Origin of the sequence: Variovorax sp. Root434 (assembly GCF_001426595.1) — a bacterium.
Lineage (GTDB): Bacteria > Pseudomonadota > Gammaproteobacteria > Burkholderiales > Burkholderiaceae_C > Variovorax.
The window spans coordinates 429,212-450,011 of sequence record NZ_LMEK01000012.1; the positions used below are offsets into that span (position 1 = coordinate 429,212).

Here is a 20,800-nt window from a genome sequence, read left to right on the forward strand (position 1 = left end):
TGCGCGCAGCCTGGGGGCGAGCCTCAATATCCGATCGTGTAGCGCTGGCGCGAGTGCGCCGGCTTTTCGAGTTCGTCGATGAACGCGATCGCGTAGTCCTCGAACGTGATCCAGCTGCGGCCTTCGGCGCTCACCAGCAGGTCGTCCTTGCCGAGGCGGAACTTGCCCGTGCGCTCGCCTTCGACGAACTCGGCGGAGGGCGACAGGAAGGTCCAGTCGAGTTCCTTCTCGTTGCGCAGCGCATCGAGGAACACGCCACCGGCCGAGGCTTCGGCGCGATAGGCGTCGGGGAAGTTCGGCGTATCGATCACCTTCAGGCCGGGTGCCGCGAACAGGCTGCCGGCGCCGCCGACCACCAGCAGGCGCTTCACGCCCGCGCGCTTCACGGGTTCGATGATGGCCGCAGGCGGCACGGTGGAGAAGTGCGCGGCGCTGAACACGGCGTCATGGCCGGCCAGGGCTTTCTCGAGCGCGGCGCCGTCGAGCACGTCGAGGTCGACGGCCTTCACGTTGGCGCGGCCCGCCAGCTTGGCGCTGGCCTTGCGCGCGATGGCCGTGACCGTGTGGCCGCGGCGCAGGGCTTCTTCGAGAAGGCGGCCGCCGGCGCGTCCGGTGGCACCAATGATGGCGATGTGGCTCATGAGGGACTCCTGTGAAAGATCGAAAGGATCGGATGGGATGAGCCGCATCTTAGGTTTCCGTTTTCGAAAGAAATACCTCGATTTGCGCGCTTGTTTATTCCTAAAATCGTTCGAATGGATCGATTGAATGCAATGCGCGTGTTCGTGAACGTGGTCGACTCGGGCAGCCTTTCGGCCGCGGCCGACAAGCTCGACCTGTCCCGGCCGGTCGTCACGCGCTACGTGGCCGAGCTGGAGCAATGGACCGGCGCGCGCCTGCTGCACCGCACGACGCGCCGGCTGAGCCTCACCGCCGCGGGCGAAGAACTGCTGCCGCGCTGTCGCCAGGTGCTCGAGCTCACCGGCGACATGCAGGCCGCGGTGCGACATCCGGCCGAGGCGCCGCGCGGGCAGTTGCGCATCACGGCCAGCACCTCGTTCGCCCAGGCGCAACTGGCCGATGCGGTGGCCGACTACGTGCGGCTCTACCCGGGTGTGGCTGTCGACCTGGTGCTGCTCGACAGGGCCGTGAACCTCGTCGACGAACGCATCGACCTGGCCATTCGCGTGGCCGCGGAGATCGATCCCAACCTGATCGCGCGCCGGCTCACCGACTGCCGCTCGGTCGTGTGCGCGTCACCGGCGTACCTGAAGGAGCACGGCCAGCCGCTGCGCGTGGAAGAACTGGCGCAGCGCAATTGCCTCACGCATTCGTACTTCGGGCGCAGCCTCTGGAACTTCACGCGCAAGGACACGGGGGAGCCGGCCTCGGTGGCCGTGGGCGGCAATGTCTCGGCCAACGATGCAGCCAGCCTGATGTGCCTGGCCCGGGCCGGGGCCGGCATCGCGATGCTGCCGACCTATCTGGCGGCGCCGCTGCTTCAGGAAGGGGAACTGGTGCGGCTCTTCGGCGATTTCGAGCCGCAGGTGGTGGGCATGTACGCGGTGTATGCCTCTCGCAAGCACATGCCGGCCGCGCTGCGCACGATGCTCGATTTCCTGGCCGCGCGCTTCACCGAAACGCCGGCCTGGGACACGCCTTAGTGGCGCGTGTTGGCGGCTGCGGCTTCGTTCATCAGCTTGTCGGTGTAGGCGATCGCCATGGCCGAGAACAGGAAGGCGATGTGGATCGCGGTCTGCGCGATCAGCACGCGGTCGGTGTAGTTGTCCGCGTTGATGAAGGTCTTCAGCAGGTGGATCGAGCTGATGCCGATGATGGCGGTGGCCAGCTTCACCTTGAGCACCGAGGCGTTCACGTGGCTCAGCCATTCGGGCTGGTCGCGGTGGCCTTCGAGGTCCATGCGGCTCACGAAGGTCTCGTAGCCGCCCACGATCACCATGATCAGCAGGTTCGAGATCATCACCACGTCGATCAGCGCGAGCACCACCAGCATGATCACAGTCTCGTTGAGCGTGCCCACCGGCGCCGTGGTCTTGTAGCCGATGCTGGTGACCAACGCCTGCAGCGCATCCTGGCTGCCGAAGGCGGCTTCGACCAGGTGCAGCAGTTCGACCAGGAAGTGCACCACGTACACCGCCTGCGCCACGATCAGGCCCAGGTAGAGCGGCAACTGCAGCCAGCGGCTCGCGAAAATCAGCTTGGGCAGAGGACGCAGCGGCGAACCACGGGCTGGTACGGGCGGGTTCCGGGTGTCGAAAGGATCGGTAGCGGACATTGGCGGGCGAGAGATGAAAGACCGCGGATTCTAGGTGTGCCCCTGTGTCGTACTCGTGATAACCCTGCGAACTAACATCGAACCCGTCAGTGACCCGTAAGTGCGGCCACCGACATTACGGCCGCACCCTCCAGGAGACAAAAAGCATGAGCAGCGCATCGAAGAACATTGAATCCGTCCTCGTCGAGAACCGTGTGTTTCCCCCTGATGCCCGCGCCACCGAAGGCGCCCGCATCTCCGGCATGGCCGCCTACGAGGCCCTGTGCAAGGAGGCCGAGGAGGACTTCGAAGGGTTCTGGACCCGCCTGGCCAAGGGCAACCTGCAGTGGACCAAGCCCTTCACGAAGACGCTGGACGAATCGAAGGCCCCGTTCTACGAATGGTTCGGCGACGGCGAACTCAACGCCAGCGCCAACTGCCTCGACAGGCACATGGGTACCCCGGTCGAGAACAAGACCGCCATCATCTTCGAAGCCGACGACGGCACCGTCACCAACGTCACCTACAAGGAACTGCTCGCCCGCGTGAGCCAGTTCGCCAACGCGCTGAAGGCCGCGGGCATCCAGAAGGGCGACCGCGTCGTCATCTACATGCCGATGACGGTCGAGGGCGTGATCGCCATGCAGGCCTGCGCGCGCATCGGCGCCACCCACAGCGTGGTGTTCGGCGGCTTCTCGGCCAAGGCGCTGCAGGAGCGCATCATCGATGCGGGCGCGGTGGCGGTCATCACGGCCAACTACCAGATGCGCGGCGGCAAGGAACTGCCGCTCAAGGCCATCGTGGACGACGGCATCGCGCTGGGCGGCTGCGAATCGATCAAGACCGTGTTCGTCTACGAGCGCACGCCCACCGCATGGACGCGCGTCGAGGGTCGCGACAAGACCTTTGCCGAGGCGCTGAAAGGGCAGGGCACCGAATGCGCCCCGGTGCCGGTGAATGCCGAGCACCCGCTCTTCATCCTCTACACCTCGGGCTCCACCGGCAAGCCCAAGGGCGTGCAGCACGCCACCGGCGGCTACCTGCTGTGGGCCAGGCTCACGATGGACTGGACCTTCGACATCAAGCCCGAGGACGTGTTCTGGTGCACCGCCGACATCGGCTGGATCACCGGCCACACCTACGTCGCGTACGGCCCGCTCGCGGCCGGCGCCACGCAGGTGGTGTTCGAGGGCATTCCCACCTTCCCGCACGCGGGACGCTTCTGGCAGATGATCGAGAAGCACAAGGTGTCGGTGTTCTACACGGCACCCACCGCGATCCGCTCGCTCATCAAGGCGGCCGAGGGCGACGAGAAGGTGCACCCGAAGAACTGGGACCTGACGAGCCTGCGCATCCTCGGTTCGGTCGGCGAGCCCATCAATCCCGAGGCCTGGATGTGGTACCACCGCAATATCGGCGGCGAGCGCTGCCCGATCGTCGACACCTTCTGGCAGACCGAGACCGGCGGCCACGTGATCACGCCGCTGCCGGGCGCCACGCCGCTGGTGCCGGGCTCGTGCACGCTGCCGCTGCCGGGCATCATGGCCGCCATCGTCGACGAGACCGGCAAGGACCTGCCCAACGGCGCCGGTGGCATGCTGGTCATCAAGCGGCCGTGGCCCTCGATGATCCGCACCATCTGGAACGATCCCGAGCGTTTCAAGAAGAGCTATTTCCCCGAGGAAATGGGCGGCACCATCTACCTGGCCGGCGACGGTGCGGTGCGCAGCGCCGACCGCGGCTACTTCCGCATCACGGGCCGCATCGACGACGTGCTGAACGTGTCGGGCCACCGCCTGGGCACGATGGAGATCGAGTCGGCCCTCGTGTCCAAGACCGACCTCGTGGCCGAAGCCGCGGTGGTCGGCCGTCCCGACGACGTGACAGGCGAGGCCGTGTGCGCCTTCGTCGTGCTGAAACGGGCCCGCCCGACCGGCGAGGAAGCCAAGCAGATCGCCAACGAACTGCGCAACTGGGTGGCCAAGGAGATCGGGCCCATCGCCAAGCCCAAGGACATCCGCTTCGGCGACAACCTGCCCAAGACGCGCAGCGGCAAGATCATGCGGCGCCTGCTGCGCAGCATCGCCAAGGGCGAGGCGATCACGCAGGACACCTCGACGCTCGAGAATCCGGCCATTCTGGAGCAGCTCTCGCAGACGAACTGACCAGCAGTGCATTAGTGCTGTAGGACGTGGCCGTTTATGCGGCCATTTGCGCCGAACAGGGCTCTTCGCTGAGGTAAAACTATCGGATCACCGCGCGCCTCGAAGCGCGCGGGTTTCCATGTGTTCGATCTTTCCGAAGGAGGCCCCCATGGGCGTGAGATCTGCTTTTCTTCTTGTCATCGTGCTGTTCATCGCAGCGCTCGCCGCGCTGAACTGGGGCACGCTGTCCGCACCCACCAACGTATGGCTGGGGTTCATGACCGTCTCGGCGCCGCTGGGCCTGATCATGCTAGGCCTGACGGTGGTGCTGGCTGCCTTCTTCCTCGTCTACGTGCTGTACCTGCACAGCTCGGTGCTGATCGAAACCAAACGCCACACCAAGGAAATGCAGGTCCAGCGCGACCTTGCGGACAAGGCCGAGGCCTCGCGCTTCACCGAACTGCGCAACTTCCTGGAGGCGCAGGAGAACAAGCACATGGCGCAGAACGCCGACCGGCAGGCGGCGATGCTGGCGCGCCTGGAGCAGCTCGAAACCGCAATCCGCCTGCGCTCGGACCAGACCGACAACACTGTGGCCGCGCACATCGGCCAACTCGAAGACCGCATCGAGCGCCGGCCGCTGCCGGTGGACATCAACCCGCAGGCGTGATACCCCCGGAACCTACTTCGTCGACAGCACCCAGGCTGCGAGCTTCCGGGCGTCGGCTTCGCTGACCTGATTGTTCGCCGGCATCGGCACCGGCCCCCATACGCCGGAGCCGCCCTTGACGATCTTGCTGGCAAGAGTGTCGACGGCACCCTTGTCGTCCTTGTACTTGGCGGCCACGTCCTTGAATGCCGGGCCGAGCACCTTGCGCTCGACCGCGTGGCAGCTCATGCAGTTCTTCGAGGTTGCCAGGGCCAGGTCGGCGAAGGCGGGCGCGGCGAGTCCGACAAGGCCGAGGCCGAGGGCTGCCGACAACAAGACTCTTTTCATGGGGCGTATTTCGTAAGGGCTGAGTTACATTCGACTCAACGCGATTGTAGGTAGCGCCGTGCACGTCGTACGGGTGCGTGCCAATACAACCCGGAGGGATTCGCGATGTGGTTTCTGGCGCTGGGCCTGCTTGGATTGGCCCTCAAGTATTTGGAAGTGGGCATGGTCGCCGGCTGGAGCTGGTGGATCGTGCTGTCGCCGTTTGCAATGGCCGTCGCATGGTGGGCCTGGGCCGATTCGTCGGGCTATACCAAACGCAGGGTGATCGAGCGGGAAGACCGACGCAAGCAGGATCGCATCGACCGCCAGAAGACCAACATGGGCATGAAGACCGGCAACGGGCAGCGCCGGAAGTAGGGCCCGCCCCCTGGCTGCGCGGCACTTCGCGTCCGCTTCGCCTTCCCCCCAGCCGGGGGCAACACCCGAGGCCCGGCGCAGCCGGTTCCTCGGTGTTTCACGCAACAGCCCCGATCAGAACTTGTCGAGCACTGCGCCCGAACTGGCGCTGGACGCATTGAACGCGAACTTCGCCTGCACGCCGCGCGTATAGCGCGGTGCCGGTGCCTTCCAGCCTTCGCGGCGCTTCGCGATCTCGGCTTCGGGCACGTTCAGTTCGAGCACCAGCTTGTGGGCATCGATGGTGATCGAGTCGCCTTCGTTCACGAAGGCGATGGTGCCGCCGGCGGCCGCTTCGGGCGCCACGTGGCCGACCACCATGCCCCAGGTGCCGCCGGAGAAACGGCCGTCGGTGATCAGGCCGACGCTTTCGCCGAGGCCCGCGCCGATCAACGCACCCGTGGGTGCCAGCATTTCCGGCATGCCCGGGCCGCCCTTGGGTCCGAGGTAGCGCAGCACCATCACGTCGCCGGCCACGATCTTGCCGGCCAGGATGGCCTGCAGCGCCGACTGCTCGTCGTCGAACACGCGCGCCGGGCCGGTGATGACGGGGTTCTTCAGGCCGGTGATCTTGGCGACCGCGCCTTCGGGCGAGAGGTTGCCCTTCAGGATGGCGAGGTGGCCCTCGGCGTACATCGGCTTGTCGATCGGGCGGATCACGTCCTGGTCGGCGCGTGGCACGTCGGGCACGTCCTTCAGCACTTCGGCAATCGTCTGGCCCGAGATGGTGATGCAATCGCCGTGCAGCAGGCCTGCGTTCAGCAGCACCTTCATCACTTGCGGAATGCCGCCCGCCTTGTGCAGGTCGACCGCGAGGTACTTGCCCGAGGGCTTCAGGTCGCACAGCACCGGCACCTTCTTGCGCATGCGCTCGAAGTCGTCGATGGTCCATTCGACTTCGGCCGCGTGCGCGATCGCCAGGAAGTGCAGCACCGCATTGGTCGAGCCGCCGGTAGCCATGATCACGGCCACTGCGTTCTCGATGGCCTTTTTGGTCACGATGTCGCGCGGCTTCAGGTCTTTCTTGATGGCTTCGATCAGCACCTTGGCCGATTCCTTGGCCGAGTTGGCTTTTTCGTCGTGCGGATTGGCCATGGTCGACGAGTAGGGCAGCGAGATGCCCAGCGCCTCGAAGGCGCTGGACATGGTGTTGGCCGTGTACATGCCGCCGCACGAGCCGGTGCCGGGAATGGCGCGCTTCTCGATCTCGTGCAGGTCTTCGTCGCTCATGTTGCCCGCGGCGTTCTGGCCCACAGCCTCGAACACGCTCACGATGTTCAGGTCTTGCCCCTTGTAGCGGCCGGGGAGGATGGTGCCGCCGTACACGTAGATGGCCGGCACGTTGGCGCGCAGCATGCCCATCAGGCCGCCGGGCATGTTCTTGTCGCAGCCGCCGACCACGAGCACGCCGTCCATCCACTGGCCGCCGACGCAGGTCTCGATGCAGTCGGAAATGACCTCGCGGCTGACCAGCGAGTACTTCATGCCCTCGGTCCCCATGGCCATGCCGTCGGAGATGGTGGGCGTGCCGAACACCTGTGCGTTGCCGCCGGCTTCCTCGATGCCGGCGATGGCAGCGTCGGCCAGCTTCTGCAGGCCCGAGTTGCAGGGCGTGATGGTGCTGTGGCCGTTGGCGACGCCGACCATCGGCTTCTTGAAGTCGCCTTCCTCGTAGCCCATGGCGTAGAACATGGAGCGGTTGGGCGCGCGGCTCTTGCCTTCGACGATGTTGGCGCTGCGGCGGTTGATCTGGATCGGCTTGGTGTCCATGGTGTCTCTTCTGTCGTGGGGATCGGGGGGAGCCCAAGTATCGGACTTCTGATTGATTGGTTCCAATCCATTTTCAAGCACGGATTGATATGCTCGGCATATGAATGAAGCCCTGATCGACCTGCGGGCCTGGCGCCAGTTCGTCGCCGTGGCCGAGGAACTGCACTTCGGCCGCGCCGCGCTGCGGCTGCACATGACACAGCCTCCGGTGACGCAGGCCATTGCCCAGCTCGAGAAGACGCTGGGCGTGGTGCTGTTCGACCGCACGCGAAGACGCGTGGCGCTCACGCCCGCCGGCGAGGCCCTGCTGCCCGACGTGCGCGAGCTGCTGGCGCGCGCGCAGGCGCTTCCCGCGCGGGCACGGGCGGCAGCGGCGGGGCAGGTGGGGCGGGTGCGCATCGCCTTTGTCTCGACGGTCGGCTTCGAGCAGCTGCCGGCCTGGGTGCGCGAGTTTCGCGTGCTGTGCCCGGAGGTTGCGCTCGAACTGGTCGAGGCCACCGGCGACGTGCAGCTCGAAGCCTTTGCGCGCGGCGAGATCGATGCCGGGCTGATGTTGCATTCGCCCGGCGCGGCGCCGCCCGGCCTGTCCCGCCTGCCGGTGGAAGAAGAGGGGCTGGTGCTGGCCCTGCCGGCGCAGCACCGGCTTGCCCGCGCACGGCCCGTGCCGCTGGCGGAGGTGCTGGCCGAGCCGCTGGTGATCTTTCCGCGCCGCATCGTGCCGTCGCTGCACGACGCGGTGTTCGACCTCTATCACGCAGCTGGCCGAGTGCCTCAGGTGGCACAGGAGGCGATCCAGATGCAGACCATCGTCAACCTCGTGTCGGGCGGCATCGGCGTGGCCTGGGTGCCGCACAGCGTGATGCAGTTCCGGCGCGCAGGCGTCGTCTACCGGCAGGCCGGCGAGTTCAAGGGCGTGGGCCGGCGCCGCGTGGCGCTGCCGGCTTGTGAGACGAGCCTCGTATGGCCGGCGCAGGCCGCGCATCCGGCGCTGGCGCGGTTCGTGGCGTTCGTGCGCGAGCGCACGGCGGAGGCCAAGCAGGGCGCAGGGTCCGCTCGCTGACCAGCAAATTCGCAGAACACCGCGGAACCGGCTTTGCCGGGCCGCTGGTGTTGCCCCCGGTAGGGGGAAGGAGAAGCGACACGAAGTGCGCGAAGCCTGGGGGCGAGTCATTTGCAGCGGGCACAATCTGCGGATGCTCATGTATCCGCAGATCAATCCCATCGCCCTGCAACTCGGGCCGGTGGCCATCCACTGGTACGGCCTGACCTACCTGGCCGCGTTTGCGCTGTTCTATTTTCTCGGCACGCGCCGGCTGCACCATGAGCCGTACCGCTCGCTGGTGGGCGCGGGGGTGTGGCAGCGCAAGGACATCGAGGACATTCTTTTTCTCGGCGTGATGGGCGTCATCGTCGGCGGGCGGCTGGGCTACTGCCTGTTCTACAAGCCAGAGTTCTATCTGACGCATCCGCTCGAAATCCTTTACGTGTGGCAAGGCGGCATGAGCTTCCATGGCGGACTGCTCGGCGTGATCGGTGCCATGGTCTGGTTCTCGCGTTCGCGTGCGCGGCCGTTCTGGCAGGTGATGGACTTCGTCTCGCCCTGCGTGCCGACCGGGCTTGCAGCCGGCCGCGTGGGCAACTTCATCAACGGTGAACTGTGGGGCCGCTTCAGCAGCCCCGATCTGCCCTGGGGCATGGTGTTTCCGCAAAGCGGATCGATGCTGCCGCGCCATCCCTCGCAGGTCTACCAGTTCCTGCTCGAGGGGCTGTTGCTCTTCGTGGTGATGTGGCTCTATGCGCGCAAGGAGCGCAAGCAGGGGCAGGTGGCCGCGGTGTTCCTCATCGGCTACGGCGTGCTGCGCTTCGTGGCCGAGTACTTCCGCGAGCCCGACGACTTCCTCGGGCTGCGCGCGCTGAACCTGAGCCAGGGGCAATGGCTCAGCGTGCCGATGGTGATCGCCGGCATCGCGCTGTGGTTCTGGTTCGGCCGCGCCAACAACAAGACCGCCACCGCGCGAGCGTGAGGTCGTTCAGCCGGAAGCTTGCAGGGTAAGTCCCAACCGCGCAGGGCGTGCGCGGCTCTTGCGCCAAATGCCCGGCAGGCTCAGAATTACGCGTAATTACAGGAAATTATGCGATTCCCATGCGCCTGGTTCCCAACTCCCTGCACGACGAAGTCGCTGCCACGCTGCGCGAGCAGATCTTCGACGGCACGCTGGCGCCCGGCAGCTTCGTGGACGAGGTGGCGCTGTGCGAGCGGCTCTCCATTTCCCGTACCCCGTTGCGCGAGGCACTCAAGGTGCTCACCGCCGAGGGCCTGCTGCGGCACGAGCCGCGGCGCGGCTGCTTCGTCAACGAGGTGACCGAGCGCGATCTCGACGAAATCTTTCCCGTCATCGCGCTGCTCGAGGGCCGCTGTGCCTACGAGGCCGCGCGCAACGCCAGCGACGCCGAGCTGAACGAACTCGATGCGCTGCACGAGCGGCTGGTGCGCCACGCCAGGGGGCGCCGCATCAACGACTACTACGCCACCAACCACATCATTCACGAGGCGATCATCAAGCTCGCCGACAACAAGTGGCTGGCGCAGGTGATCGGCGACCTGCGCAAGATCCTCAAACTCGCGCGGCTGCAGCAGCTGCATGCGCCGGGGCGGCTCGACCAGAGCCTGTCCGAGCACCTGGCCGTGTTCGCGGCGCTCAAGGCGCGCGACAGCGAAGGCGCCGACGCCGCCATGCGCACGCACATGACGCGCCAGCGCGAGGCGCTGCGTGAAGTCGCGCGCCAGCAGAAATCCAGGGTAATGCCGTGACCGCCGAACGCGCCATGCCCGCCCCCTCAAGCATTGGAGTGCCCTGATGAGTGCGACCGAATGGTTCCAGGCGCGGCTGCGTTCTGGCGAAAAGTCCAAGGTGCCGGTGGCGTCCGAAGGCGCCGCCAAGGGCGCGTCGAAGAGCGCGCCCAAGCCCAGCGCACGTTCCACAGCCGAGCGCCTGCAGGCCACGCTGCGCAAGGCCGACGAAGCCTTGTCGCCGCGCGCGCTGCGCCGCGTGCTGGCCGACCTGCAGGCCGTGATCGATCCGCGCGTGAGCGAGGTCGAGGGCGGCCGCCGCGCGCATGCCATCGCCGACGCCTATCGCGCCGCCACGCCCGAGGAGCGCCGCGACTACTGGGCCCTGATGAGCGAGCATTTCGCTGCCGACGCGCAAAAGCTCGAGACCGCCCGCAACCAGCACCAGGCTGCCGTGGGCACGCCCGACGAAGGCCAGGCCGAGCTGCGCCTGCGCCGCGCGCTGGTGTCGCCGCGCATGCGCCTGCTGCAGCGTTTCGCGGTCGAGCCTGAAGGCATGCGCTTCCTGGTCGATCTGCGTGCCGACCTGCTGCCGTGCCTGAAGGCCGACAAGCGCCTGCTCGCGCTCGATGCCGAGCTGGAGCACCTGTTCTCCACCTGGTTCGACGTGGCCTTCCTCGAACTGCGCCGCATCGACTGGGACTCGCCGGCCTCGCTGATCGAGAAGCTCATCCGCTACGAGGCGGTGCACGACATCAAGAGCTGGTCCGACGTGAAGAACCGGCTCGACGACAGCGACCGCCGCTGCTACGGCTTCTTCCATCCGCGCCTGCCCAACGAGCCGCTGATCTTCGTCGAGGTGGCGCTGGTCGACCGCATCAGCGACGGCATCACGCCGCTGCTCGACGAGGCTGCCGTGCCCGTGCTGCCGGCCAGGGCCACCACCGCCATCTTCTATTCGATCAGCAACACGCAGAACGGCCTGCGCGGTGTGAGCTTCGGCGACTCGCTCATCAAGCGCGTGGTCGAGACGCTGCAGGACGAACTGCCGCGCCTGAAGACCTTCGCCACGTTGTCGCCCATTCCGGGCTTTCGCACCTGGCTCGCGAAGAATGTGGTCGACCTGCTGCCGCGCCTGGACGAGAAGCGCGAAGCCGAGCTCGGCCGCCTCGTCGGCTCGCTGCCGCCGACCGCCGAGCGCCTGCTCGCCGCGGCGGACTCGGCCGCCACCTTCGACGCGAAGTCGCCGTTGCGCCAATGGCTGATGCAGGCCGCCGCCGAATACCTCGGCCGCGCGCTGGTCGACGGCACGCCGGCCGACCCGGTCGCGCGCTTCCACCTGGGCAACGGCGCCCGCGTGGAGCGCCTGAACTGGGCCGGGGACCCGTCGCCCAAGGGGCACAAGCAGTCGTACGGGCTCATGGTCAACTATCTCTACGACCTCAAACGCCTGGACAAACATCGCACCTGGCTGGCGGACGGCAAGGTGGCAGTATCGGGAGACATCGAAAGCCTGTACTTCAAAAAAGGCTGATGGCGTTCGCAGGCCGGTGGCAAACAGTACGCCGGACACCGCATCGGGCGGCAAGATCCACAACGACAAACTGGAGATGAGACAAATGAATCCAAGCTTTCAACGCCGCGACGTCTTGCGCGCGGCTGCCGCCGGTGCGGCCGTTCTCTGCGGTGCTGCCCGGGCCCAGCAGGGCTGGCCGACGAAGCCGGTGACGATGATCGTGCCGTTCCCGGCCGGCGGCGGGACCGATGCGTTCGCGCGGCCGCTCTCGGGCCAGTTCTCACGCATCGCGGGGCAGACGCTGGTCATCGACAACCGCGGTGGGGCAGGGGGCACGCTGGGCGCGAGCATCGCCGCCAAGGCGCCGGCCGACGGCTACACGCTGTTCATGGGCGCGGTGCACCACGCGATCGCGCCGTCGATCTACCCGAAACTCGACTACGACCTCGAGAAAGACTTCGTGCCGCTGATGCTGCTGGCCAACGTGCCGCAGGTGGTGGTGATCAACCCGAAGCGCGTGCAGGTCAACACGGTCCAGGAGTTCATCGCACTGGCCAAGCGCAACCCCGGCAAGTTCAACTACGGCTCGGCCGGCTCGGGCACCTCGCACCATCTCGCGGGCGAGCTGTTCAAGCTCCAGACAGGCACCTTCATTACCCATATTCCGTACCGCGGCGCGGGCCCGGCACTGTCCGACCTGATCTCGGGCAACGTCGACCTGATGTTCGACGGCCTGGGCTCCTCGGCCCAGCACATCAAGAGCGGCCGCATCAAGGCGCTGATGGTCGCGGGCAGCAAGCGCAACCCCGCCTTCCCCGACGTGCCCTGCGCCGCCGAGGTGGGCCTGCCCGACTACACCGTCACCACGTGGTACGGGCTGTGGGCACCCAAGGGCACGCCAGCCGAAGCGCAGGCGCGCGCGATCGACGACATGAAGAAGGCGCTCGCCACCGATGACCTCAAAGCCATCTGGGCCCAGAACGGCTCCGAGATCCCGAACCTCACCACCACCGCCTATGGCAGCTTCGTCAATGCCGAGATCAAGCGCTGGGCCGCAGTGGTGAAGGCATCGGGCGCCAAGCTCGAATGACTGACAGCTGCATTTCGCTGCGCCGGGAAGGCGCCATCGCGGTCGTCATTTTGTCGAACCCGGGGCGCCTCAATGCCATGACGCGCGCCATGTGGCGCGAGCTGCGCGCCGTGTTCGACGGCCTCGGCGGTGACGACGATGGCCTGCGCTGCGTCGTCGTGCGCGGCGAGGGCGCAGCCTTCTGCGCGGGTGGCGACATTTCCGAATATCCGTCGTTCCGCTTCGAAGAGCCGAGCCTGCGCGAGTTCCACGAGAACGAAGTGTGGGCCGCGCTGCAGGCCATGCTCGACTGCCCGCTGCCGCTGGTCGCGCAGATCGAGGGCGCCTGCATGGGCGCGGGCGTCGAGATCGCGAGCTGCTGCGACATCCGCCTGGCCGGTGCGTCGGCGAAGTTCGGCGCGCCCATCGCCAGGCTCGGTTTTCCGATGGCACCGCGCGAAGCCGCGCTGGTTCATGGCGCCGTCGGCGACGTGCTCGCGCGCGACATGCTGCTGGCCGCCGGCGTGCACGGTGCGCAGCGCCTGTACGACGCGGGCTTTCTGCTGCAGGTGCTGCCCGACAACGAAGTGGCGCTCGCGGTGCAATCCCATGCTGCGCGCATCGCCGCGCTCGCCCCCCAGGCCGCACGCCTGCACAAGAAGACCTTTGCCGCGCTGCGTGCCGGCGCCCCATCCGCTCACGGCCTGCTTGCCAGTGCCTATGACTACGCCGACTCCGCGGAGCACCGCGAAGGCATCGCCGCCTTCCTCGCGAAGCGGCCCCCGAATTTCTGAAGAGAAGAAACCGTCCGATGAAGAAGACCGCCAACGCCAACCTGTTCGCCGCCTTGCGCGCGGCGTTTCCCGCCGACCTCGACCGCATCGCCGTCGAGACCGACAACGGCCTGTTCTACTCGTGGCGCGACATCGAGCGCGCCAGCGCCATGATCGCGAACCTGCTCGACGCGCTGGGCCTGGAGAAGGGCGCACGCATCGCGGTGCAGGTCGAGAAGTCGGTCGAGGCGATGCTGCTGTACCTCGCCACGCTGCGCGCGGGCTATGTGTTCCTGCCGCTCAACACCGCCTACCAGAGTGCCGAGATCGAATACTTCATCGGCAACGCCGAACCGGCCGTGGTGGTGTGCACCAGCCGCAATGCCTCGTGGGTCGCGCCGATTGCCACCGCGGCGGGTACGAAGCACGTCTTCACGCTGGACGACGACCGCACCGGCACGCTGCTCGAAGTGGCCGCGCAGTGCAGCGACCGGCACACGGTGGCGCAGCGCAAGGCCGACGACATGGCCGCCATCCTATACACCAGCGGTACCACGGGCCGCAGCAAGGGCGCGATGCTCACGCACCGCAACCTGCTGTCGAACGCCCAGGTGCTGAAGGACTACTGGGGCTGGACCGAAGGCGACGTGCTGATCCACGCGCTGCCCATCTTCCACGTGCATGGCCTGTTCGTGGCGCTGCACGGCGCGCTGATCAATGGCAGCAAGATGCTGTGGTTCTCGAAATTCGAGCCGAAGCGCGTCGTCGCGAAGCTGCCCGAAGCGACGGTGTTCATGGGCGTGCCCACGCTGTACGTGCGGCTGCTGGCCGAGCCGGGCCTCACGCGCGAGGCGGTGCGCAACATGCGGCTGTTCGTCGCGGGCTCGGCGCCGCTCTTGATCGAGACCTTCGACGAATGGCGCGAGCGCACCGGCCACACCATCCTCGAGCGCTACGGCATGAGCGAGACGGCCATGCTCACGTCCAACCCCTACAGGCCGGAGCAGGGCGAACGCCGCGGCGGCACCGTCGGCTTTGCGCTGCCGGGCGTGCAGCTGCGCGTGCGCGACGACAGCGGCCGCAGCTGCGCCACCGACGAGATCGGCAACATCGAAGTCAGCGGCCCCAACGTGTTCGCGGGCTACTGGCGCATGCCCGAGAAGACGAAGGAAGAGTTCACCGCCGACGGCTTCTTCAAGACCGGCGACGTGGGCAAGATCGACGGCCGGGGCTACATCACCATCGTCGGGCGCAGCAAGGACCTGATCATCAGCGGCGGCTACAACGTGTACCCGGCGGAGATCGAGGGCTACATCAACGAGATGGCCGGCGTGGCGGAAAGCGCCGTGGTCGGCGTGCCGCACCCCGACTTCGGCGAGGTGGGCGTGGCCATCGTCATTCCCAAGGCAGGCTCCTCGCTCGATGCCGATGCCATCGTGGCCGAGCTCAAGTCGAAGCTCGCGAACTTCAAGATCCCCAAGCGCTGCTTCGTGGTGCCGGAGCTGCCGCGCAACACGATGGGCAAGGTGCAGAAGGCGCTGCTGCGCGCTGAGCACAAGGGGCTGTTTGCCGCCTGAGACTGCCTACGAAGCGGGCGCGAGCCCGTTCATCAGCCCGCTACCCGCGTGGCAGTTGACGTACTCGTAGCTCTGCTCGTCGGCCTTGAGCACCGACACCTCGTGGTACACGCGCAGCTGCAGCTGAAAGTTCAGCGCCTGCACGTAGCGCATGAAGCTGCCGAAGATCGCGACGTGCGTGGGGTGCGACTCGGCCCAGCGCTCCATGTCGGCCAGCGAGCGCCAGTAGCTCAGGCCGAATGATTTCTGCAGCGGCGCGCCTTGCGCGTCGAGGTGGCGCATGTAGCGGTTGCTGTAGCAGCCGATGCCTAACCCCTGGTCGCGCAGGAAGTCCATGCCTTCGCGCAGCACCGGCTCCATCTCCTGCAGGTAGAGCGTGCGTTCCTGGCCGGTGGTGTCGGTCCATTCCTGGCCCGAGCGGATCATCGCGACGTTCTCGTGGCCCGCGATGCGAACGCGCTGTCCCGGCGCCGGCGTGCCCGCGATCACCGCGCGCGTGCCCGAGGGCGCCATCGCGTCGGTCTGCGACAGTGGAATGCGGTCGCGCATCGAACCCCAGTAGCCGTGCTCCTGCAGCTCGCCGCTGACCCCGCCCATCACCATACCGACCCCTTCGAAGCGGTCGGGTGTGTTGAACATGGTCTCGAAGTGCTCGACGCGCGGCGAGGCGATTTCGCGGAAGTAGCCCAGGCCCTCCGCGAGGCGCTCGTCGGAGCGCCACCAGGCATCGACCGCGGGCGTCGCGCACCAGCGCGCGTAGGCGGCTGGGTCGCTCCAGTAGGCGATGGCGATCATGTTGTCGAAGCCTTCGGCATCGACATGGTGCGTCAGGTCGTGATGGCCGGGGCCGTCGGGCAGCGCGAAGTCGCGCGCGATCTTCATCAGCGCGGCGCAGGCCCGGCCTTGCATTTCGGGGCCGCGCGACTGCACGCCGAAGTAGCCCATCACGACCTGCTTCACCGAGATCGGGGCCCGCGCCGACCACACGGGGTAGGGCGGCACGTAGTCGTCTTCCACGCGGCGGTGGCGCGTGCGGGGGCACTTCAGGTGCTCGTCGATAGCGGATTCCATGGCGTGCCTCCGGGGATTCAGGCGACGACCGCTTCGGGAACGCTGAGTTCGGGTTCGGGCGATGACGCCTGCTGCACCACCACCGGCTCGCGGCGCGTCTTGTTGAGCAGCAGCTGCGTGACGTCGGGCCGCGAGTAGTGGCCGCTGGGGTCGGCGGCAGCCTTGGCGAGCGAGATCATGCCGAGGTCGATGTCCGCAACGACCAGGCCTTCCTCGTCTTCCGCCAAGGGCGTGCCCAGCGGCGAGCCGTCGGGTGCGTAGATGCGCGCATAGCCGCCGCCGGTGCGCAGCATCTGCTGCTTGCCGGCATCGGTGCACATCAGTTCGCTCATGGCCTTCGACACGGTGGCGCAGGGCGCGATCACGAAGCACTGGCCCTCGGCCGCATAGACCTGGCTCGCGGCGTTGTTGACCTCGGGGCCCAGCGCGTAGGCCGCGCCGCGGTACAGCGAGAAGCTCGGCCATGCGCCGCAGTGGATCTGCTCGTTCTGCGAATACATCGCGTACTTGCTCAGCGGCTGCAGGTGCTCCCAGCAAGAGAGCGAGCCGATGTTGCCCAGCGGCGTCTGGACCACGGCGAGGTCGGAGCCGTCGCCTTCCCCGAACACCGTGCGTTCGACGTGCGTGGGCTTGAGCTTGCGCCGCGTCTGCACCGTGTTGCCCTGGTCGTCGATGAGCGCCTGTGCGATGTAGAGGCTGCCCGCGGCCTTCTCGCTGTAGCCCAGCGACACCCAAATCCCGAGTTTGCGCGCGGCCTCTTTGACGCGGTCGAACTCGGCCGAACCGACCACCAGCGAGTTGTCGTGGTAGCGCTGCACGAACTGCATGCCCCAGGCCGGCGAGTCGAGCCAGATCCACCACGGGTAGCCGGGCACCCAGGTCTCGGGGAAGGCGATGAGCTTCACGCCCTGTCTGGCGGCTTGCGTCATCAAATCGATGGTCTTGTCGATGGTGCCGTCGAGGTCGAGGAACACGGGGGCGGCCTGCACTGCGGCAACGCGCAGCTTGGGATGGACGGTGGTCGGCATGAAGCTTCTCCAGATGCAATGAAAGTAACGGGGCGTGGGCCGCAAGCACCGGGTTTGCGCTGTGGCATGCGGGTTGCTTGAAGCGTAGATTCGCGCCGCCGGAACGCCTTGACCCGGTTTGGCGGCGTTCTTGTTCCTGCGTTGCATGCCTTTGCAGCCAGGCTTTCCGAGGAACCCCCGATGACCCAGTTGCTCAGCACCGACGCCGTCCCGCGCGACCAGCGGCTCGCCTACTGGACCGACATGATCTGCAACGTCTACGTGCAGCTCGGTTGCGACCCGGTGCGCGAGGGCGAGGCCGGCGATTTCGAAGGCAGCATCCGCCAGCACACGCTGCCCGGGCTCGATGTGTCGGTCGTCACCTCGGGACCGCAGAAGGTGATGCGCACGCCGGGGCATATCTCGCATTCCAGCGACGACTACTTCCTCGTGAGCATCCAGGCGCGCGGCCAGGGCGTGGTGCGGCAGGACGGCCGCGACGCGGTGCTGTCGGCCGGCGACTTCGCGCTGTACGACAGCACGCGGCCCTACCAACTGCTGTTCGACCAGTCCTTCGAGCAGATCGTGCTCAAGCTGCCCGGCGAGCGCCTGCGCAGCGAGTTGCGCGACACCGAGGCGCTGACGGCCACCACGGTTTCGGGGCGCGAAGGCGCGGGGCACCTGTTGCTGGGCATGATCCGCACGCTGCGTGAGGACATCGACACGCTGCAGCCGGCCTCGGCCCTCGCGGTGGCCAACGGCGTGCAGAACATCCTGGTGGCCGGGCTGCAGACCTTGCCGGCGGCGAGCGCGCCATCGCTGAGCAATCTCGCGGCTTACCACCTCGCGCGCGTGAAGCGGCGCATCGACGAGCAGCTGGCCGACCCATCGCTGTCGGTGAGCACGCTGGCAGCCGGGCTGGGCGTGTCGGTGAGCCACATCCACCGCGTGTTCAAGAGCGAGCCGCTCACGCCCTCGCAGTACATCTGGGAGCGCAGGCTGGAGGCATGCAGCCGCGACCTGCTGGAGCCGCGCCTCGCGGGCCGCCCCGTGGCCGACATCGCCTACGGCCGGGGATTCAACGACGCGGCGCATTTCAGCCGCGCGTTCAAGGAGCGCTTCAGCTGCTCGCCGCGCGAATGGCGGCAGCAGCGCACGCAGTAGCGACGAAGAAAACTACTGCACCAGCAGCACCGTGGTGTTCGTCTCGGCGATCACCTTGGTGGCGACCGAGCCCATCAGCGCGCGGCCGAAGATGCCATGGCCGTGGGTGCCGAGCACGATCAGCCCCGCTTGCGCTGCAGTGGCCGACTTGAGGATTTCCTCGGCCACGTGGCCGTGGCGCGATTCCACCGTGTAATTACTCACGCCGCTCTCGGCGAACAGCGCCTTCACGGGGTCGAGCACCTTTGCACTTTCCTCCGCGTAGTAGTCCGCGACGATCTCCTTGCTCAGGTGGCGCGAGACGTGGCCCGAGATGCCGGTGCACACGTTCACCACCACCAGCTGATGCCCGTCCACGAACATGCCCCGGTTGGACAACAGGTAATCGAGCGCCTTGCGGGTGTAGGCGCTGCCATCGACGGCGATGAGGATTTTCATGAGGCCGTTATACGGCGCGGTCCTGCGCGCCGCAATGGGACGGACCTCGGGCGCGAAGGGCCTTTTCGCCCGCCCGACGGATCAGCCGTGCAGCCCCTTCCAGAGCATGTAGGCCGCCAGCAGGTACAGGATGCTCGCGAACACGCGCTTGAGCTTCCTCACCGGCAGGCTGTGCGCGGCCTTCGCGCCCAGCGGCGCGGTGAACACGCTGCAAATGGCGATCACCGCCAGCGCGGGCAGCCAGATGTAGCCGAAGGAGCCCGCCGGCAGGCCCTGCACCGACTGGCCGCTGACCGCATAGCCCAGCACGTTCGCCACCGCGATCGGAAAGCCCAGCGCCGCGCTGGTCGCCACCGCGTTGTGGATCGACACGTTGCACCACGTCATGAACGGCACGCTGATGAAGCCGCCGCCCGCGCCCACGAGGCCCGAGATGAAGCCGATCGCACCGCCCGCCGCGAGCTGGCCGCCCGCACCCGGCATCTGCCGCGTGGGCGCGGGCTTCTTGTCGAGGAACATCTGCGTGGCCGAGAAGCCCACGAACAGCGCGAAGAAGATGGCGAGCGCCGTGCCCTTGAGCAGCGCGAACACGCCGAGGCTGCCCGCGAGGCTGCCGATGACGATGCCGGGCGCGAGCCGCCGCACGATGTCCCAGCGCACCGCGCCGCGTTTGTGATGTGCGCGCACGCTCGACACCGACGTGAAGATGATCGTCGCCATCGAGGTCGCGATCGCCATCTTTACTGCGAGGTCGGCCGGCACGCCGCGATGGCCCATGATGATCGTGATGAACGGCACCATCAGCATGCCGCCGCCGATGCCCAGCAGGCCCGCGAGAAAACCGGTGCCCAGGCCCAGGGCGGCGAGTTCGGCGATCAGGATGGGGTCGAGCAGGGCAGCGAAGTTCACGGGAAGGTCAGGCGAGGGGAGTTTGGAAAAAGCAACGGCCCCGTGCAGTGAATGCAGGGGGCCGTGGCAGGAATAGGTGTCTGCAGGTGATGTGCCGGACCCGCATCCTGAACCAGGGTTCAGGTGGGCGAGGGCAGCAGGACTTCGGGTTCATCTGACGCGAGATGATCACGCCCGTCGAGCGATGTACCAAGCCCGGCTCCGGAGAGCATTGGAACAAGGAAATATTAAGCCCGACACAGTCTGCAGACGGAGTGGATTTTACGCTTCGTCTGTCCCTCTGCGGGATTCATTCAGAGTAAATGTCCATCGCCGGCCAGGGCCTGATCGAGTCTTTGAATGAGTTGCGCGGCCTTCGGGTCTGTGTCGCCGCTGTCCGCTGTGGCGGCAACGGCGGGCGCCGCCATTGGCACGGCTGCGGCCTGCTGCTGTGCCGCCAGATCGAACGCCAGGTTCAGCGAGGCCAGCACCGCGATGCGATCGCGGGCCTTGACTTTTCCCGCATCGCGGATCTTGCACATGGCCGCGTCCACGCGTTCGACGGCTTCGCGTAGCTGCGCCTCGCCGCCATCGGGGCAGCCGAGCAGATAGCTCTGGCCCATGATCTGTACTTCAATCTGCTTCATGCGGGGGAATCTTCGGAAGGTGGTTCAGCCGGCAGCCGTTCGAGCAGGGCGTCGAGGCGCGTGCGAGCCGCGGCGAGGCGCGATTTCAGGCCGTCGCGTTCGCGCGTGAGCGCATCGACCTGCTCCTGCAGCAACGCATTGGTGCGTTGCACCTCTTCGTGACGCACGAGCAGTCGTTCAACACGCTCGGCGATCTGATCGATGGGGCTGGAGGCGGGCATGGTTGGCGATTGTAGTTTCACGGGGAGGCGGTCCCGCCGAGGCCGGGCGCGGCACC

General features: G+C 67.0%; 22 protein-coding genes. 12 read left to right on the forward strand and 10 right to left on the reverse strand.

The window, feature by feature from the left end; genetic code table 11:
- Positions 1-23 precede the first annotated feature (23 nt).
- Positions 24-641 carry an NAD(P)-dependent oxidoreductase gene (locus ASD05_RS12520; protein WP_056592453.1) on the reverse strand — a complete coding sequence of 206 codons (618 nt, stop codon included), beginning with the start codon at positions 639-641 and terminating at the stop codon, positions 24-26.
- A 114-nt stretch (positions 642-755) separates the two neighbouring features.
- Here ASD05_RS12520 and ASD05_RS12525 point away from each other — a divergent pair, with 114 nt between their 5' ends.
- Positions 756-1,664 carry a LysR family transcriptional regulator gene (locus ASD05_RS12525; protein ID WP_056592456.1) on the forward strand — a complete coding sequence of 303 codons (909 nt, stop codon included), beginning with the start codon at positions 756-758 and terminating at the stop codon, positions 1,662-1,664.
- Here the strand turns inward: ASD05_RS12525 and ASD05_RS12530 are convergent.
- A complete protein-coding gene (locus ASD05_RS12530; RefSeq protein ID WP_056592458.1) occupies positions 1,661-2,296 on the reverse strand; it encodes a YqhA family protein in 636 nt (211 codons plus the stop codon). The genes ASD05_RS12525 and ASD05_RS12530 overlap by 4 nt on opposite strands.
- A 146-nt stretch (positions 2,297-2,442) precedes the next feature.
- On the opposite strand from ASD05_RS12530, the gene acs reads away from it, so the two are divergent.
- Both acs and ASD05_RS12540 read left to right on the forward strand, forming a co-directional pair.
- Positions 2,443-4,440: an acetate--CoA ligase gene (gene acs / locus ASD05_RS12535; RefSeq protein ID WP_056592461.1), complete on the forward strand. Its 1,998-nt coding sequence runs from the start codon at positions 2,443-2,445 to the stop codon at positions 4,438-4,440.
- A gap of 148 nt (positions 4,441-4,588) precedes the next feature.
- Complete coding sequence (locus ASD05_RS12540; RefSeq protein WP_056592464.1) at positions 4,589-5,089, forward strand: hypothetical protein; 501 nt, start codon at positions 4,589-4,591, stop codon at positions 5,087-5,089.
- A 12-nt stretch (positions 5,090-5,101) separates the two neighbouring features.
- Here ASD05_RS12540 and ASD05_RS12545 read toward each other — a convergent pair whose 3' ends face one another.
- Positions 5,102-5,416: a c-type cytochrome gene (locus tag ASD05_RS12545; RefSeq protein ID WP_007829749.1), complete on the reverse strand. Its 315-nt coding sequence runs from the start codon at positions 5,414-5,416 to the stop codon at positions 5,102-5,104.
- Positions 5,417-5,521: 105 nt separating this feature from the next.
- Here ASD05_RS12545 and ASD05_RS12550 point away from each other — a divergent pair, with 105 nt between their 5' ends.
- On the forward strand, positions 5,522-5,773 hold the full coding sequence (locus ASD05_RS12550; RefSeq protein WP_007829747.1) for a TIGR04438 family Trp-rich protein: 252 nt from the start codon (positions 5,522-5,524) through the stop codon (positions 5,771-5,773).
- Positions 5,774-5,887: 114 nt separating this feature from the next.
- Here the strand turns inward: ASD05_RS12550 and ilvD are convergent, their stop codons facing one another.
- On the reverse strand, positions 5,888-7,582 hold the full coding sequence (gene ilvD / locus ASD05_RS12555) for a dihydroxy-acid dehydratase (RefSeq protein ID WP_056592467.1): 1,695 nt from the start codon (positions 7,580-7,582) through the stop codon (positions 5,888-5,890).
- Between the two features lie 100 nt (positions 7,583-7,682).
- Between ilvD and ASD05_RS12560 the strand changes: the two genes are divergently transcribed.
- The 7 genes from ASD05_RS12560 (at position 7,683) to ASD05_RS12590 (ending at position 15,308) form a co-directional block, all read left to right on the forward strand.
- A complete protein-coding gene (locus ASD05_RS12560) occupies positions 7,683-8,642 on the forward strand; it encodes a LysR family transcriptional regulator (RefSeq protein WP_056592470.1) in 960 nt (319 codons plus the stop codon).
- Between the two features lie 133 nt (positions 8,643-8,775).
- Positions 8,776-9,606, forward strand: a complete 831-nt coding sequence (gene lgt / locus ASD05_RS12565; RefSeq protein WP_056592473.1) for a prolipoprotein diacylglyceryl transferase — start codon at positions 8,776-8,778, stop codon at positions 9,604-9,606.
- Between the two features lie 119 nt (positions 9,607-9,725).
- On the forward strand, positions 9,726-10,394 hold the full coding sequence (locus tag ASD05_RS12570) for a GntR family transcriptional regulator (RefSeq protein ID WP_056592476.1): 669 nt from the start codon (positions 9,726-9,728) through the stop codon (positions 10,392-10,394).
- Between the two features lie 46 nt (positions 10,395-10,440).
- Complete coding sequence (locus ASD05_RS12575; protein WP_056592479.1) at positions 10,441-11,907, forward strand: malonyl-CoA decarboxylase; 1,467 nt, start codon at positions 10,441-10,443, stop codon at positions 11,905-11,907.
- An 85-nt stretch (positions 11,908-11,992) separates the two neighbouring features.
- Positions 11,993-12,979, forward strand: coding sequence for a Bug family tripartite tricarboxylate transporter substrate binding protein (locus ASD05_RS12580; RefSeq protein ID WP_056594331.1), 987 nt, complete (start codon positions 11,993-11,995; stop codon positions 12,977-12,979).
- Positions 12,976-13,752, forward strand: a complete 777-nt coding sequence (locus ASD05_RS12585; RefSeq protein ID WP_056592482.1) for an enoyl-CoA hydratase/isomerase family protein — start codon at positions 12,976-12,978, stop codon at positions 13,750-13,752. The genes ASD05_RS12580 and ASD05_RS12585 overlap by 4 nt, the downstream gene beginning before the upstream one ends.
- Before the next feature lie 17 nt (positions 13,753-13,769).
- Positions 13,770-15,308 (forward strand): malonate--CoA ligase, encoded by a 1,539-nt coding sequence (locus tag ASD05_RS12590; RefSeq protein WP_056592485.1) that lies wholly within the window; start codon positions 13,770-13,772, stop codon positions 15,306-15,308.
- Positions 15,309-15,314: 6 nt separating this feature from the next.
- Here ASD05_RS12590 and ASD05_RS12595 read toward each other — a convergent pair whose 3' ends face one another.
- Complete coding sequence (locus tag ASD05_RS12595) at positions 15,315-16,379, reverse strand: phenylacetaldoxime dehydratase family protein (RefSeq protein WP_056592488.1); 1,065 nt, start codon at positions 16,377-16,379, stop codon at positions 15,315-15,317.
- 17 nt (positions 16,380-16,396) lie between these two features.
- The gene (locus tag ASD05_RS12600) at positions 16,397-17,407 is read right to left on the reverse strand and encodes a carbon-nitrogen hydrolase family protein (protein WP_056592491.1); all 1,011 of its coding nucleotides are present in this window, start codon (positions 17,405-17,407) and stop codon (positions 16,397-16,399) included.
- Positions 17,408-17,587: 180 nt separating this feature from the next.
- Between ASD05_RS12600 and ASD05_RS12605 the strand changes: the two genes are divergently transcribed.
- On the forward strand, positions 17,588-18,550 hold the full coding sequence (locus ASD05_RS12605; RefSeq protein WP_056592494.1) for a helix-turn-helix domain-containing protein: 963 nt from the start codon (positions 17,588-17,590) through the stop codon (positions 18,548-18,550).
- Positions 18,551-18,562: 12 nt separating this feature from the next.
- Here the strand turns inward: ASD05_RS12605 and ASD05_RS12610 are convergent, their stop codons facing one another.
- The 4 genes from ASD05_RS12610 to ASD05_RS12625 all read right to left on the reverse strand — a co-directional run bounded on the left by ASD05_RS12610 (position 18,563) and on the right by ASD05_RS12625 (position 20,744).
- Entirely contained in the window at positions 18,563-18,988 is a 426-nt protein-coding gene (locus ASD05_RS12610) for a universal stress protein (protein WP_007829729.1), read from the reverse strand.
- Between the two features lie 81 nt (positions 18,989-19,069).
- Positions 19,070-19,897, reverse strand: coding sequence for a sulfite exporter TauE/SafE family protein (locus tag ASD05_RS12615; RefSeq protein ID WP_056592497.1), 828 nt, complete (start codon positions 19,895-19,897; stop codon positions 19,070-19,072).
- 293 nt (positions 19,898-20,190) lie between these two features.
- Complete coding sequence (locus tag ASD05_RS12620; protein WP_056592500.1) at positions 20,191-20,523, reverse strand: cell division protein ZapA; 333 nt, start codon at positions 20,521-20,523, stop codon at positions 20,191-20,193.
- On the reverse strand, positions 20,520-20,744 hold the full coding sequence (locus tag ASD05_RS12625) for a hypothetical protein (protein ID WP_007829722.1): 225 nt from the start codon (positions 20,742-20,744) through the stop codon (positions 20,520-20,522). Before ASD05_RS12625 ends, ASD05_RS12620 begins: the two co-directional genes overlap by 4 nt.
- Positions 20,745-20,800: the final 56 nt, after the last annotated feature.

Excerpts from the sequence above, each read along its gene's own strand:
- ASD05_RS12520 (WP_056592453.1), bottom strand. The coding sequence starts at position 641 with ATGAGCCACATCGCCATCATTGGTGCCACCGGACGCGCCGGCGGCCGC.
- ASD05_RS12525 (WP_056592456.1), top strand. The coding sequence starts at position 756 with ATGGATCGATTGAATGCAATGCGCGTGTTCGTGAACGTGGTCGACTCG.
- ASD05_RS12530 (WP_056592458.1), bottom strand. The coding sequence starts at position 2,296 with ATGTCCGCTACCGATCCTTTCGACACCCGGAACCCGCCCGTACCAGCC.
- acs (WP_056592461.1), top strand. The coding sequence starts at position 2,443 with ATGAGCAGCGCATCGAAGAACATTGAATCCGTCCTCGTCGAGAACCGT.
- ASD05_RS12540 (WP_056592464.1), top strand. The coding sequence starts at position 4,589 with ATGGGCGTGAGATCTGCTTTTCTTCTTGTCATCGTGCTGTTCATCGCA.
- ASD05_RS12545 (WP_007829749.1), bottom strand. The coding sequence starts at position 5,416 with ATGAAAAGAGTCTTGTTGTCGGCAGCCCTCGGCCTCGGCCTTGTCGGA.
- ASD05_RS12550 (WP_007829747.1), top strand. The coding sequence starts at position 5,522 with ATGTGGTTTCTGGCGCTGGGCCTGCTTGGATTGGCCCTCAAGTATTTG.
- ilvD (WP_056592467.1), bottom strand. The coding sequence starts at position 7,582 with ATGGACACCAAGCCGATCCAGATCAACCGCCGCAGCGCCAACATCGTC.
- ASD05_RS12560 (WP_056592470.1), top strand. The coding sequence starts at position 7,683 with ATGAATGAAGCCCTGATCGACCTGCGGGCCTGGCGCCAGTTCGTCGCC.
- lgt (WP_056592473.1), top strand. The coding sequence starts at position 8,776 with ATGCTCATGTATCCGCAGATCAATCCCATCGCCCTGCAACTCGGGCCG.
- ASD05_RS12570 (WP_056592476.1), top strand. The coding sequence starts at position 9,726 with ATGCGCCTGGTTCCCAACTCCCTGCACGACGAAGTCGCTGCCACGCTG.
- ASD05_RS12575 (WP_056592479.1), top strand. The coding sequence starts at position 10,441 with ATGAGTGCGACCGAATGGTTCCAGGCGCGGCTGCGTTCTGGCGAAAAG.
- ASD05_RS12580 (WP_056594331.1), top strand. The coding sequence starts at position 11,993 with ATGAATCCAAGCTTTCAACGCCGCGACGTCTTGCGCGCGGCTGCCGCC.
- ASD05_RS12585 (WP_056592482.1), top strand. The coding sequence starts at position 12,976 with ATGACTGACAGCTGCATTTCGCTGCGCCGGGAAGGCGCCATCGCGGTC.
- ASD05_RS12590 (WP_056592485.1), top strand. The coding sequence starts at position 13,770 with ATGAAGAAGACCGCCAACGCCAACCTGTTCGCCGCCTTGCGCGCGGCG.
- ASD05_RS12595 (WP_056592488.1), bottom strand. The coding sequence starts at position 16,379 with ATGGAATCCGCTATCGACGAGCACCTGAAGTGCCCCCGCACGCGCCAC.
- ASD05_RS12600 (WP_056592491.1), bottom strand. The coding sequence starts at position 17,407 with ATGCCGACCACCGTCCATCCCAAGCTGCGCGTTGCCGCAGTGCAGGCC.
- ASD05_RS12605 (WP_056592494.1), top strand. The coding sequence starts at position 17,588 with ATGACCCAGTTGCTCAGCACCGACGCCGTCCCGCGCGACCAGCGGCTC.
- ASD05_RS12610 (WP_007829729.1), bottom strand. The coding sequence starts at position 18,988 with ATGAAAATCCTCATCGCCGTCGATGGCAGCGCCTACACCCGCAAGGCG.
- ASD05_RS12620 (WP_056592500.1), bottom strand. The coding sequence starts at position 20,523 with ATGAAGCAGATTGAAGTACAGATCATGGGCCAGAGCTATCTGCTCGGC.
- ASD05_RS12625 (WP_007829722.1), bottom strand. The coding sequence starts at position 20,744 with ATGCCCGCCTCCAGCCCCATCGATCAGATCGCCGAGCGTGTTGAACGA.